Source organism: Thioalkalivibrio sulfidiphilus (genome assembly GCF_000377945.1).
Lineage (GTDB): Bacteria > Pseudomonadota > Gammaproteobacteria > Ectothiorhodospirales > Ectothiorhodospiraceae > Thioalkalivibrio_A > Thioalkalivibrio_A sulfidiphilus_A.
Genome location: NZ_KB898973.1, coordinates 1 through 12,608, shown reverse-complemented (window position 1 = coordinate 12,608; position 12,608 = coordinate 1). Strand labels below are relative to the sequence as shown.

Sequence of the window (12,608 nt, the reverse complement as noted above, 5' to 3'; positions counted from 1 at the left end):
GAACCGGATATCGGGAATGCGATGGGTCTTGCGATGAACGGCGGCTCTGCTACACTTCATCCAGACGGTCTCCGTTGGTTTTGTTGGACGGTGTGGTGCCACCAATTCTACCAACTTCGAGACCGTTTTTTTATGCGTGCAAGCCATCTTCTCGCACCGATTTAGGCCGTTTTCTGGACTTCACATTTGGTGAGGTCCAGCAACAGCCGTGCAACAGGCAGGTCGTACCGTATATAAGCCGTTTTCTTGTAAAACCGTGCCGGATTTATGCAACTGTCGGGTTAAATCGCGCTAAAGTTGATGTGGGGGTGCTGAACAACGTACTGCTGGGTGATGGCACAATTGCCACGATGAATTCAGACGCAAGTGTTGGGACCATCACGGTATCAAAAGCCATAGACTTATAGAGAATTTACCCGATGCAATAAAAATCCAAGCAATCCACCTTAGAGGAACTGCGGGTGCAATGGCGCCTCATGTCCTTCTATGAGCGTTTCGAGCAAGCCGTTGCTTTAACGCTCACGGGTTTGATCGCAATTGTCATCGTGGTTTCCATGGTCCAGTTGGTTCGCGTTATATTCACGCTTCTGATCGTCGATGCGCTGAATCCGCTTGACCACGCGGTATTCCAGACCGTGTTCGGCGCCATCCTGACCTTGTTGATCGCCATGGAGTTCAAGCATTCGATCATTAGGGTGGCCATGCGCAAGGAGAGCATCATCCAGGTCAAGACAGTGTTGTTGATCGCCCTGCTCGCGTTGTCGCGGAAGTTCATCATCCTTGATCCTGACATCGATGCGGCCAAACTGGCGGCCCTTGCGGCAACGGTCGTGGCGCTCGGCTTGACTTACTGGCTACTGCGTGAGCGCGATGATCGGGTTGGCCGAAGCGATTGAAATACACAGACCGGATTGGTTGAGGCACCGGTCTTGCCAAACCCGCATGTTCCACCTGTGCCGTCGGCGACGGAATAACAGTAGCTCGCCATGGCAGCCGCGTCGTTAGCTGAAGTCGCTTCCTGGAACTTGCGTGTCATCAGGCCTTAGAGCCGCAAATTGTGCCCAACAATGGGTCGGGTAGTCGGGATAGTAACCTTCAACCCGGTTGTATACCGACCCGTCTGACATCGGGTTCCACCCAGGCAAAAGAAAAGGGAACGGCGGGCTGATCACCCACCGTTCCCTTTGTACATCTCCCGGACCGGCACCCTCCCTGGCGGCAACCGGGTCACTTCACCTGCCGATCACTTCAGATCGAAGCGGTCCGCGTTCATCACCTTGGTCCAGGCGTTGATGAAGTCGCGCACGAACTTCTCCTTGTTGTCGTCCTGGGCATACACCTCGGCGTAGGCGCGCAGGATGGAGTTGGAGCCAAACACCAGGTCCACCCGGGTGGCGGTCCACTTGACCGCGTCGGTCTTGCGGTCGCGGATCTCGTAGTGAGCGCCGGCCGGTTTCCAGACGTTGTTCATGTCGGTCAGGTTGACGAAGAAGTCCTGGCTCAGGGTGCCCACCCGGTCGGTGAACACGCCATGTTTAGCCCCACCGTGGTTGGTGCCCAGCACGCGCATGCCGCCGACCAGGACCGTCATCTCGGCCGCGGTCAGACCCATGAGCTGGGTGCGGTCGAGCATCAGTTCCTCGGCACTCACGGCATAGTCCTTCTTCAGCCAGTTGCGGTAGCCGTCGTGGATGGGTTCCAGCACCGCGAAGCCGTCCACGTCGGTCATCTCCTGGGTCGCATCGCCACGGCCCGGTGCGAAGGGCACGGTCACGTTGACACCCGCGGCCTTGGCGGCCTGCTCGATGCCCACGTTACCGGCCAGCACGATCACATCGGCCACGCTGGCGCCGCTCTGCGCGGCGATGGGCTCCAGCACCGAAAGCACCTTCTGCAGGCGGGCGGGCTCGTTGCCTTCCCAGTCCTTCTGGGGCGCGAGGCGGATGCGTGCCCCGTTGGCACCGCCGCGGAAGTCGGACTGGCGGAAGGTGCGGGCACTGTCCCAGGCGGTGGAGACCATCTCGGCGATCGACAGACCGGAGGCGGCGATCTTCGCCTTCACCGCATCCACGTCATAGCCGGTCTTGCCGGCCGGGACCGGATCCTGCCAGATCAGGTCTTCGGCGGGGACCTCGGGGCCGATGTAGCGGGCCTTGGGACCCATGTCGCGGTGGATCAGCTTGAACCAGGCGCGGGCGAAGGTCTCCGTGAACAAGGCCGGATCCTTGTGGAAGCGCTCGGAGATCTTGCGGTAGATCGGATCCTCGCGCATGGCCATGTCGGCATCGGTCATGATCGGCTTGCAGCGGATCGATGGATCTTCTACATCCACCGGCATGTCTTCCTCGCGGATGCTGACGGGTTCCCACTGCCAGGCACCGGCGGGCGATTTTTTCAGCTCCCATTCATGGCCGAACAGCATGTCGAAGTAGCCGTTGTCCCACTTCGTCGGATGAGTCGTCCAAGCGCCCTCGATGCCGGAGGTCACGGTGTCGCGGCCGATGCCGCGGGTCTTGTGGTTCATCCAGCCCAGACCTTGGTCGGTGATGTCGGCGCCCTCGGGGCTCGGGCCCAGGTTCTCGGCGCGGCCGTTACCGTGGGTCTTGCCGACGGTGTGACCGCCCGCGGTCAGGGCCACGGTCTCCTCGTCGTTCATGCCCATGCGGGCGAAGGTCTCGCGTACCTGGGCGGCGGTCTTGAGCGGATCGGGCTTGCCGTTGACGCCTTCGGGGTTCACGTAGATCAACCCCATCTGCACCGCGGCCAGTGGGTTTTCCATGGTCGAGGGGTCGTCCACGCTGCCGTAGCGCTCGTCGCTGGGCGCCAGCCACTCCTTCTCGGCACCCCAGTAGGTGTCCTTCTCGGGATGCCAGATGTCCTCGCGACCGAAGCCGAAGCCGAAGGTCTTGAGACCCATGGACTCATAGGCCACGTTGCCTGCGAGCACGATCAGATCGGCCCAGGAGAGGCGGTTGCCGTACTTTTTCTTGATGGGCCACAGCAGGCGACGGGCCTTGTCCAGGTTGGCGTTGTCGGGCCAGGAGTTCAGGGGCGCGAAGCGCTGGTTGCCGGTGTTGGCGCCGCCACGGCCATCGGCCGCGCGGTAGGAGCCGGCGGCGTGCCAGGCCATGCGGATCATCAGGCCGCCGTAGTGGCCCCAGTCAGCCGGCCACCAGGCCTGGCTGTCGGTCATCAGCGCCTCCACGTCCCGCTTGACCGCGGCGAAGTCCAGGGACTTGACCGCCTCGCGGTAGGAGAACTCTTTGTCCATCGGGTTGGTCTTGGTGTCGTGCTGATGGAGGATGTCGAGATTCAGGGCATTGGGCCACCACGACATGTTGGAGTTGCCCACCTCGGTGTTGGCGCCGTGCATCACCGGGCATTTGCCGGTGGATTGGATATTTTGTGCGGACATGTGTTCCTCCTGATCGATGTCTGTGTAGGTATTACGAGTGTTCGAGGACTACTGTAGTTCAAGGTATTCGATAAATTGAGTGAATTATTTTTATGATCTTTATAGTCATTGACTATTTTTGATCCCGGTCGCGCGGAGCATGAGCGCCGATGGGATGAGGGCATGAGCGCATGGGCGCGCCTGTGCTGGGGGGATGAGAGAACATGGCGCGCGGATTCCCCCTGCATCCAGGGATGGCATTCACGCGAAGCCGGTGTGTGTGGGGTTAGAATACTCGGCAGTCTTCACTGGATTGTGACGCTGCGAGTCCTCAGGGCGCCGCTCCCGGCGCTGCATGGGCTCCTGCCTTCGCGGTGTTTACGTTCGTGCTTTTCAACCTACAGCAAGCAATGAGGTATTTCCATGTACGGATTCAGCAAACAGGTTTCATGCGGTTTCGATGACGCGGTGGCCCAGGTGACCGCCGCGCTCAAGGAGGAAGGCTTCGGCGTGCTCACCGAGATCGACGTGAAGGCGGTGATGAAGGCCAAGCTGGACCTGGAGAAGCGTCCCTACAAGATCCTCGGTGCCTGCAACCCGGTGCTGGCCAACAAGGCGCTCACCGCCGAGCCGGACATCGGCCTGCTGCTGCCCTGCAACGTGGTGGTGCGCGAGGAGGAGAACGGCGCCATCACCGTCGCCTTCATGGACCCACAGGCAGTGCTGGACCTGGTACAGCAGCCGGGCATCCACGACCTGGCCGGCGAGGTGAAGGCGAAGCTGGAACGGGTGCGCGACGCCCTCAAGTGAGCCTTGTGTCGGGCACCCCATGGACCCGCTGAGTTTCGCCCGCCATCGCTGGGCCAACGCCCTGCAGACGGCCCTGATGGTGCTGGGCCTGATGGCGCTGCTGGGCGCGGTGGGCTGGCTCGTCGGCGGGCCCGGCTATGCCCTGATGGCCATCGCCGTGGTGGTGGTGCTGTATCTGTTCAATCCCGCCATGTCGCCCGCCCTGGTGATGCGCCTGTACCGGGCCCAGCGCCTGGATGCGCGCACGGCCCGGGTGCCGGTGCAGATCCTGCAGGAGCTCTCGGAACGGGCGGGGCTGCCCGAGAGCCCCGCCCTCTACTACGTGCCCAGCCGGTTGATGAACGCCTTCTCCGTGGGCGACCGGCGCGAGGCGGCGGTGGCGGTCTCCGACGGCCTGCTGCGGGGCCTGGATACCCGCGGGCTGGTAGCGGTTCTGGCCCACGAGGTGAGCCACATCGCCCACAACGACCTGCGCACCATGACCTTCGCGGACCTGGCCAGCCGGCTCACCGGCCTGCTGTCCCTGGTGGGTCAGTTCCTGTTGCTGGTGAACCTGCCCCTGCTGATCCTAGGGGAGCAGACCATCAGCTGGTTCGCCATCGCGCTGCTCATCTTCGCGCCTACCCTGAGCGCCCTGTTCCAGCTGGCCCTGTCCCGCAGCCGGGAATACCAGGCAGACCTGGGCGCGGCGCGGCTGACGGGCGACCCGGAGGGATTGGCCCTGGCCCTGGCGCGGCTGGAGCGGTTCCAGGGAGGCTGGATCGAACGGGTGCTCATGCCCGGCTGGCGCATCCCGGAACCCTCCTGGCTGCGCACCCACCCACCCACCGAGGAACGCATTGCCCGGTTGATGCAACTCGAGCAGACCATGCACCGGGCACCCCTCTCGCTCGGTTCCTTCGACCCGGCGGCGCTGTTGCGCGATGATTTGCCCCGCCCGCGTTGGCGCATCGGCGGCACCTGGTTCTGAGCGCCGTAGGAACCCATGCCCCGGGTCATGGTCGGCATAGAGACTGAATCCTTCCCGGAAGCGCGAAAGCCGAACCCCAAGGAGTCCCGCCATGAGCCGTTTCCTGAGTCCCGAAGAGATCGCCGAACTGCAGCCCTCAGAACTGCAGCCCTCAGAACTGCTGCCCAACGAGCGCACGGGCGCCTACCGGGACCAGTTCATCATGGACATGCACACCCACTTCCTGCGCGACGACTCACCGAGCCGATCACGCCCAGATAGGCGGCCGGGACGGACATGGTGTTTTTGCGCCTCCTTGAGTGGTGGAGTGGGTACAACGAAAAAGGGGCCGCAGGTGTTTGCCTGCGGCCCCTTCGGATGGGGTGAGCGAAGCGAACCCCAACGGGCGGAGTCTCTGGCATAAACCCAGTTGGGGTTCTCTTTGCTCACCCCAATCTACCTGACTCAGAACGTGGACCAGCCGCTCGCCTCCATGAAACGGTAGCGCCAGTAGCGCAGCCGGGAGGGATCGGCGTAGCGTTCGTAGGGCACGGAGAAATGGCGCTCGGGTTCGTTGTGCCAGTAGCGCTCGAACCAGTCGGCGGCGTCCAGGATCACCTGCGAATCAGTCCCGGCCAGCAGGCGCACGCTGGTCTCCAGGTTGTAGTCGTCCAGGTTGCGGCGCGTGAAGTTGGCGGAGCCGAGGATCAGCTCCGCCTGGCCGGTGGCGCGGGTGAGCAGCAGGTATTTTCCGTGGCACTGTTCACCGTGGGTGTCGCACCAGCGGATGGGCACGCCGGCGGCATGGAGTTCCAGGGCCACCTGGCGGTTGGGGATGCCGCTTTTCTTGCGCCCGAAGGCATCTTCGTTGGGATCCAGCAGCAGGCGCAGTTCGACGCCCCGGCGCTGCGCGTCACGGATGGCGTTCACCACGCCCCGGTGGGAGAGGTAGAACACGGCGATGCGCAGCCCGTCACCCGGCTGCGCGGCATCGATGGCCCGGATCAGGGCGTCCCGGATCGCGGCCTCGGTCAGGATCTGCACGCGCGCGTCCTGTGCCTGCGACTCGGGGAATGTCTCAACGGACGCTTCCGGGAAGTCATGGCCCGAGAACCGGGCCACGGCACGTTCCGTCTCCAGCAGGTCCAGCGCGGCCATGCCGGAAAAGCGCAGGGCCACGTTGTCGTGGGCGCTGCTGGCGTCGTGGGGGTTGCCGGAGGTCACCAGGCCCACCCAGGAATCGCCCTGGTCCACCACCAGGGTCTTGCGATGGTTGGCATTGAAGTTGAACAGGGTGAGATAGGTGCGCAGTCCCACCTTCTCGGGGCCCACGGGGCTCGGCAGCCAGCCGCCGTCCGGGGAGTTGCCGAACCAGCGGCAGCACAGGCGCCACAGGGCCGACCAGCTGGGGTTGGAGTCCCGCAGCCGGGACAGGTCCGTGATGATGACCTCCACGCCGGCCTGCCGCAGGCGATCCAGGTGTTCGGCCTCGACGCCGTTGTAGAGGGTGTTGAAGGGATCGGTGATCAGCACCGCCCCGAGTTCGGGGACCTCGCGGCGCCGGGCCAGTAGCGCCTCGGTCACCTCGCCGGACAGGCGCCGTGGCGCGCCGGCTGCGTCCCCGGCGAACTCGTTGATCAGGAACATGTCCAACACCACCAGCCGCTGCGCCTGGGCGATCAGGCCCAGGATCTCGTCGAAGATGGCCTGTTCGCTGTGCCGTTGGCCCTGGTCGTCGACAAAGGTGTAGTCAGCCAGGAATCGGACTTCCCCGCTGGCGCGCAGGGGCGTGGCGACGCTGATGCCCTCGGGCAGGGGCTTGAGGCTGTGGTAGAGGCCCGTGGCCAGGTAGGCCAGAAGCAGGATGGCGAGCAGCAGGCGCCCGCGGTATCTGGGACGTGTCATGTGCGCCAGTATAGCCAAGCCCGAGTGCCGGTCATCCCCGGGCTCGGGGGCGCCTGTCCACCAGGACTGCACGCCGGTCGTGGCGCACAGTCCTCCGAGGTTGGCTGTGATAGGCTTTGCTCCGTTTGACCGAGTACCAGCCCCGGCACATGCCGGGTGCCAAGATCAATTTCCGGAGGTTCTTTTCGTGAAGAAGTCGGTATGGGTTGTTGCGTTCCTGTTCATGTTCATCCAGTCCGCCGCCTGGGCGGCTGAACTGGGCATCAAGGATCTGAAGGTGGGCGAGGGCGCCGAGGCCTCCCGACACGACACCGTGCAGGTGCACTACACCGGCTGGCTCATGGACGGCACCCAGTTCGACTCCAGCGTGGAGCGCGGCACCCCCTTCACCCTGGTGCTGGGCATGGGCCAGGTGATCCCCGGCTGGGAGATGGGCCTGGAAGGCATGCGCGTGGGCGGCAAGCGTGAACTGGTCATCCCGCCGCAGCTGGCCTATGGCCCCCGCGGCGCCGGCGGCGTGATCCCGCCCAACGCCACCCTGCGTTTCGAGGTGGAGATGCTGGCGGTGCAGCCGCCGCCGTTCGCCAACGTGGGCAATGGTGAACTGATCAAGCTGATCGAGTCCGGCGTGAAGGTGATCGACATCCGTCGTCCTGACGAGTGGCGCGAGACCGGCGTGGTGGAAGGCAGCTACCTGCTCACCGCCTTCGACGAGCGCGGCAACCTGGTGCGCAACTTCCCCTCCGAGCTGGACCGCCTGGTCAAGAAGGACGAGCCCGTGGTGGTCATCTGCCGCACCGGCAGCCGCACCGGCTACCTGGCCCGGGCCATGGTGGAGCAGGCCGGCTATGAGCAGGTCTACAACGTCACCGACGGCATCACCCGCTGGATCGCCGAGGGCCAGCCGGTGAAGAAGAACTGCCCGAGCACCCAGTTCGGGGCGCAGTGCTGAAGTCGATCACGGTTCATTCCCCGCTCATCTGCCGTTCAGTTAACGGGATCTAGTCTTGCTCCCATAAGGCACCGGCATCCTGCCGGTGCGGACATGGGAGCAAGACCATGACCGGATATCTCAAGATTCCCCTATTTTTGTTGATCCTGGTGCCGCTGCTCACCGCATGCGGGATCGAGGACGAGTACGCCTGCGGCTCGACACCGCTGGGCCTGGACGGCACCTGGTTCGGCGCCATGGAGGACGACCAGGGTACGCTGTTCACGCTGGAATGGCGTATCTGCGGCGACCGCATCAACGGCCAGTCACTCTCGGGTATCGATTACGGGATCGGCGGCCGCCTGGTGCGTGATGCGCCGGGGGTCTATATGGCCTACCTGGATGACGGGAGCGAGGCCCGGCTGCTCACGGCGCCCGGCCGGGACCATGGGCTGATGGTCAACGAGTTCTTCGATTTCTCGGTGCTGGAGAGGGGCGCGCGTTTCCTTCCCCGTCAGCGTTACACCGACCTGGACGGCAGCTGGAACGGCCGACATGCCCGGCTCCTGCCCTCGGTGAGCCTGGTGCAGTCCGCCTGGGCCTGGTGCGGTTCCGGTCTGTGCAGCCAGACCCGGGCAGACGGCGTCTCGGTGTTGATGGATTTCGATGAATTCGTTCCCGATTACGGACTCTACCGGGGGGATTACGCGCAGGGCATCGCCGGCGCCCTGCTGAGCCCTGACCGGGAGGTCATGGCCACCTACACCTGCCCCGTCGGTTACCGCTCGCCTGCCGATTGCGGGTTTGCCCTCCACTGGCGTCCGTGAATCGGACCGACTCAAACCGGCGCCTGATTGCGACCGTTTATCCCGTGCCGTGGCACTGTCCATCCGGGCTCCGGTATAGTCGCACCGGGGGAGTCGGCTGACCGGTGCCACCGGCGGCTGTACTCGAGGATATAAATAAGCCAAAAGGAAATGGGAGGCATTCATGTCGAGCGCCGATGTAACGCTGGAATTCCGGGGGGAGTACCAGGACGGCCTGGACCCGCAGACGGTCCTCAAGCGCCTGGGCAACGTATTCGGTCTGGGGCAGCCGGGCTTGAGCGAGGCCCTGAGCCGTCCTGTCACGGTGCTGCGCGAGCAGCTGTCCGTGGAGGAGGCGGAACGCTACCGGGCGGCCCTGCAGGCCCTTGGGATCACCCTGCACGTGGTGCCCGCGGCAGCGGGCGTGGCCACAGCATCCGCCACGCCGGCCGTCGTATCACAAGGCCCCGACGACACCGCCACCCGCACCCGGGTCTGGAACCGGATGGCCCGCACCCTGCCGTTTGAGTTCAGCGGCCAGGGCGCCGAGTTCTTCCGCATCTGGATCGTCAACATCCTGCTGACCATCCTGACCCTGGGCATCTACTCCGCCTGGGCCAAGGTGCGCACCCACCGCTACTTCTACGGCAACACGGAAGTGGACGGCAGCCGCTTCGAGTACCTGGCCAGTCCCATCAGCATCCTCAAGGGGCGCCTGATCGCCACGGCGGCCCTGTTGCTGTGGGTGTTTTCCGACGTGATCTCTCCGTGGCTCAGCGTGGCCCTGGTACTCATCTTCATCCCTTTGCTGCCCTGGGTGATCATGCAATCCATGGCGTTTCGCAATCACAACAGCGCCTACCGCAATCTGCGCTTCACCTTCCGGGGCGGCTACGGCGGGGCGTTGAAGGCCTTCATCCTCTGGCCGCTGCTGGGTGTCCTGACCCTGGGCATCATGATGCCCTATGCCATCTACAGGCAGCAGCGCTACCTGATCGAGCACAGCGGCTTCGGCACCGCGACGTTTCGTTTTTCCGCCGGCGCCGGTGATTACTTCTGGGTTGCGTTCCTGGCCGTTGCCCTGCTCATGGGCGGCGTGACCGTGGCGTCGATCCTGGGCGTGGTGTTCGCGCCCCTGATGGTGCTGGGCATGATCGCGGTGTATCTGCTGGTGTTCGCCTTCTGGCAGGTGCGCACCGTGAACCTGCGTTTCAACCACAGCAGCCTGCCGGGGGTGCATTTCGAGTCCCGCTACGAAACCCGCTCCTACGCCTGGCTGGTGTTCACCAACCTGCTGGGCATGGCGCTGACCCTGGGCCTGTTCTATCCCTGGGCCCGGGTACGCACGGCCCGCTATGCCGCCGAGCACATCGTCGTGGTGAGCGACACGGACATGGAGGCCTTCATCGCCGCCGAGCAGGGCAAGGTGGCCTCCACCGGCCAGGAGATGGGTGACTTCTTCAACGTGGATCTGGGCATTTGAGCACGATCCAGGGGCATTACTACGACGGACGCAGCGCCCGACGCCACGAGGCCAGCCTGGAGGTGGCGGGCGGACGGGTGCGGGTCAGCATCGGTGGCGAGCTTGTCCGGGACGCAGTCCCCCTGAACGACGTCGAGATCAGTTCCCGTCTGGGCAATACCCCCCGCAGCCTGCGATTCACGGACGGTGCCCTGTTCGAGACCCTGGACCATGATGGCGTGGACCGCCTGCTGCGCGGGGCGGGGCGTACCGGCCAGGGTCTGTTGCATCGACTGGAGTCGAGTCTCAAGTACGTGGCCCTGGCCCTGTTGGTCACCGTGATCGCCGTCTGGGCCGGGGTGCGCTACGGCGTGCCGGCGCTGGCCCAGATGGCCGCCCACGCCATGCCTGTCGAGGTGAGCCGCTCCCTGGATCGCGGTACCCTGGAACTGCTGGATGCGCGCCTGTTGCGCCCCAGCACCCTGAGCGAATCCGAACAGGCCCGCCTGCGGCAGGTGTTCGCGCCCCTGGTGGACGAGGTGTCTGGGGAGTTTGCCGTGCGGGTGCTGTTCCGGGATGCGGGGCACAGCATCGGTCCCAATGCCCTGGCACTGCCATCGGGCACGGTGGTGTTCACCGATCAGCTGGTGCAACTCGCCGAGGAGGATGCCGAACTGCTGGCGGTGCTCGCCCACGAACTGGGACACGTGGTGCACCGCCACGGCCTGCGCCAGACCCTGCAGGGGTCCATGCTGACCCTGGCCGCGGTGGTGGTGCTGGGGGATGTCTCGTCCCTGTCCTCGGTGATGGTGGGCCTGCCCGTGCTGCTCACGGAGCTGGGTTATTCCCGGGCCTTCGAGCGGGAGGCGGACGACTACGCCCTGCGGGTCATGGCGCGCCATGGTATCGACAGCCGCCACTTTGCCGCGATCCTGTCACGCATGGAGCAGGGCGGGGGCTGCCCGGAGAGTGACGATGATTGCGCACCCGCGGGCGGTGGCCGCTGGAACGCCTATCTCTCCACCCATCCACCCACGCAGGAGCGCGTGCGGCGCATCGAGACCATGTCGTCGCAACACTAGCCGCCGGTTCAGATGTGCGCGCTGAAATTTCCGTGGCGCGCGGGACCGAGCAGTCCCATGAAGGCGCGGCCACTCAGGCAGACCAGGGATTCATGGTCGCCGCCTTCGATGTAGACCTCGTCCTGGTCGTTCAGGCTGTCGTCCACCAGGGTTTCCAGGCCATAGGCGGAACCCAGTGCCGGCACCGCCCCCTGCGCGCAGTCCCCGAACAGGCGTTCCACTTCCGCTTCTGTCGCCAGTCCCACGTGTTCACCGAGGGTGTGATGCAGACGGCCCAGTTTCAGGCGTCGGGTGGCGGGCAGGGCGGCCAGGATGTACTGGCCGTTGTCTTCCAGTACCACTGCTTTCACCAGCTTGTCGCCCGGGATGTGGGCGGCCTCGGCGCTGCGGTTGGCGGAGGGGGTGGGGTCGTGGTGGATGACCTGGTAGGGGACGCCTTGGCTGTCCAGGTAGGTTTTGAGGGTTTGGGAGAGACTCATGGTGGGCCTCCTTGGGGGGTGTCCCCGGTGGGGTGAATTCGAAGTCAAACTTGAAGGCACATTCAAATTCAAATTCAAAGGCTTCCGATCCCCGTTGCACGGGGCTCGGGTTACTTTCTTTGCTTGTCCAAAGAAAGTAACCAAAGAAACGACACCCGAGTTTCTCGCCCCTGCGGGGTGCCCTGCGCGCGGGGGTGTTCCGGGGAGGTCGGCTGACAGGCCGTCCGTGGCCTGACAGCCGACGCGCCGCATCCTTGCGGCGCCCCTATCGGGCTTTAACCCCGGAACACCCCCGTGCTCGGCGAGAAAAACGGGGAGAGGACGTCAAAGGCAGCAACCACCACAAGGCGGGTTGTCTTGCCAGGTTTTTGTAGGAGCCCCGACCCCGGGGCGAATTTGCCACCATTCGCCCCGGGGTCGGGGCTCCTAGTGCGCCTGTGGAGGCGCATTCTCAGCACGGTGAGAGTCCGTGTCGGGGTAAGCCAAGGCCCCGTAGTCGAAGGTAACTGCGTCGTCGTGAGGCGGGGTGGAGAGCAACCGGAGGCGAACTGGCGGTCCGTAGGATGACGAACTCGATTCGGCGGTACGGGACGGCGAGCCTGCTAGGAGAGGGCGAAGCCTGAAACGCATCGGAGACGCTGGGACTGGCGTGGAAAGCGATCTTCGGGTCCCCTCCGTGGTTGGAGACGGAACGTTGGGAAGGGAATGCGAGAGAAGCGGGGAGACCTGTACGCCGAGGTGACGGTGGACAGGAGTCAGAGCCTTCGTAGTACCGAACGGTTTTGCTGCG

11 protein-coding genes are annotated in these 12,608 nt (G+C 64.5%); 8 read left to right on the top strand and 3 right to left on the bottom strand.

Annotated features, from left to right (window positions below):
• The first annotated feature begins 476 nt into the window (after positions 1 to 476).
• Positions 477 to 896, top strand: coding sequence for a phosphate-starvation-inducible PsiE family protein (locus D580_RS0114450; protein ID WP_018955073.1), 420 nt, complete (start codon positions 477 to 479; stop codon positions 894 to 896).
• Positions 897 to 1,243: 347 nt separating this feature from the next.
• Here the strand turns inward: D580_RS0114450 and katG are convergent, their stop codons facing one another.
• Positions 1,244 to 3,415: a catalase/peroxidase HPI gene (gene katG / locus D580_RS0114445; RefSeq protein WP_018955072.1), complete on the bottom strand. Its 2,172-nt coding sequence runs from the start codon at positions 3,413 to 3,415 to the stop codon at positions 1,244 to 1,246.
• A 402-nt stretch (positions 3,416 to 3,817) separates the two neighbouring features.
• Here katG and D580_RS0114440 point away from each other — a divergent pair, with 402 nt between their 5' ends.
• The 3 genes from D580_RS0114440 (at position 3,818) to D580_RS16430 (ending at position 5,577) form a co-directional block, all read left to right on the top strand.
• Positions 3,818 to 4,204, top strand: coding sequence for a DUF302 domain-containing protein (locus D580_RS0114440; RefSeq protein ID WP_018955071.1), 387 nt, complete (start codon positions 3,818 to 3,820; stop codon positions 4,202 to 4,204).
• Between the two features lie 19 nt (positions 4,205 to 4,223).
• Positions 4,224 to 5,174, top strand: coding sequence for a zinc metalloprotease HtpX (locus tag D580_RS0114435; protein ID WP_018955070.1), 951 nt, complete (start codon positions 4,224 to 4,226; stop codon positions 5,172 to 5,174).
• Between the two features lie 91 nt (positions 5,175 to 5,265).
• Positions 5,266 to 5,577, top strand: coding sequence for a hypothetical protein (locus D580_RS16430; RefSeq protein WP_081617298.1), 312 nt, complete (start codon positions 5,266 to 5,268; stop codon positions 5,575 to 5,577).
• Between the two features lie 41 nt (positions 5,578 to 5,618).
• Here the strand turns inward: D580_RS16430 and D580_RS0114430 are convergent, their stop codons facing one another.
• The gene (locus tag D580_RS0114430; protein ID WP_018955069.1) at positions 5,619 to 7,058 is read right to left on the bottom strand and encodes a phospholipase D family protein; all 1,440 of its coding nucleotides are present in this window, start codon (positions 7,056 to 7,058) and stop codon (positions 5,619 to 5,621) included.
• Between the two features lie 223 nt (positions 7,059 to 7,281).
• On the opposite strand from D580_RS0114430, the gene D580_RS0114425 reads away from it, so the two are divergent.
• The 4 genes from D580_RS0114425 to D580_RS0114410 all read left to right on the top strand — a co-directional run bounded on the left by D580_RS0114425 (position 7,282) and on the right by D580_RS0114410 (position 11,339).
• A complete protein-coding gene (locus tag D580_RS0114425) occupies positions 7,282 to 8,010 on the top strand; it encodes an FKBP-type peptidyl-prolyl cis-trans isomerase (protein WP_018955068.1) in 729 nt (242 codons plus the stop codon).
• Between the two features lie 107 nt (positions 8,011 to 8,117).
• Complete coding sequence (locus D580_RS0114420) at positions 8,118 to 8,816, top strand: hypothetical protein (protein WP_018955067.1); 699 nt, start codon at positions 8,118 to 8,120, stop codon at positions 8,814 to 8,816.
• A 163-nt stretch (positions 8,817 to 8,979) separates the two neighbouring features.
• Positions 8,980 to 10,278, top strand: a complete 1,299-nt coding sequence (locus D580_RS0114415) for a YjgN family protein (RefSeq protein ID WP_018955066.1) — start codon at positions 8,980 to 8,982, stop codon at positions 10,276 to 10,278.
• Positions 10,275 to 11,339, top strand: a complete 1,065-nt coding sequence (locus D580_RS0114410; RefSeq protein ID WP_018955065.1) for a M48 family metallopeptidase — start codon at positions 10,275 to 10,277, stop codon at positions 11,337 to 11,339. Before D580_RS0114415 ends, D580_RS0114410 begins: the two co-directional genes overlap by 4 nt.
• 8 nt (positions 11,340 to 11,347) lie before the next feature.
• Here D580_RS0114410 and D580_RS0114405 read toward each other — a convergent pair whose 3' ends face one another.
• The gene (locus D580_RS0114405) at positions 11,348 to 11,818 is read right to left on the bottom strand and encodes an aminoacyl-tRNA deacylase (protein WP_018955064.1); all 471 of its coding nucleotides are present in this window, start codon (positions 11,816 to 11,818) and stop codon (positions 11,348 to 11,350) included.
• Positions 11,819 to 12,608 lie beyond the last annotated feature (790 nt).

What these genes read in the sequence shown, in the direction of transcription:
- katG (WP_018955072.1), bottom strand. Translation starts at nt 3,415, where the DNA reads ATGTCCGCACAAAATATCCAATCCACCGGCAAATGCCCGGTGATGCAC.
- D580_RS0114450 (WP_018955073.1), top strand. Translation starts at nt 477, where the DNA reads ATGTCCTTCTATGAGCGTTTCGAGCAAGCCGTTGCTTTAACGCTCACG.
- D580_RS0114415 (WP_018955066.1), top strand. Translation starts at nt 8,980, where the DNA reads ATGTCGAGCGCCGATGTAACGCTGGAATTCCGGGGGGAGTACCAGGAC.
- D580_RS0114435 (WP_018955070.1), top strand. Translation starts at nt 4,224, where the DNA reads ATGGACCCGCTGAGTTTCGCCCGCCATCGCTGGGCCAACGCCCTGCAG.
- D580_RS0114420 (WP_018955067.1), top strand. Translation starts at nt 8,118, where the DNA reads ATGACCGGATATCTCAAGATTCCCCTATTTTTGTTGATCCTGGTGCCG.
- D580_RS16430 (WP_081617298.1), top strand. Translation starts at nt 5,266, where the DNA reads ATGAGCCGTTTCCTGAGTCCCGAAGAGATCGCCGAACTGCAGCCCTCA.
- D580_RS0114405 (WP_018955064.1), bottom strand. Translation starts at nt 11,818, where the DNA reads ATGAGTCTCTCCCAAACCCTCAAAACCTACCTGGACAGCCAAGGCGTC.
- D580_RS0114440 (WP_018955071.1), top strand. Translation starts at nt 3,818, where the DNA reads ATGTACGGATTCAGCAAACAGGTTTCATGCGGTTTCGATGACGCGGTG.
- D580_RS0114425 (WP_018955068.1), top strand. Translation starts at nt 7,282, where the DNA reads ATGTTCATCCAGTCCGCCGCCTGGGCGGCTGAACTGGGCATCAAGGAT.
- D580_RS0114430 (WP_018955069.1), bottom strand. Translation starts at nt 7,058, where the DNA reads ATGACACGTCCCAGATACCGCGGGCGCCTGCTGCTCGCCATCCTGCTT.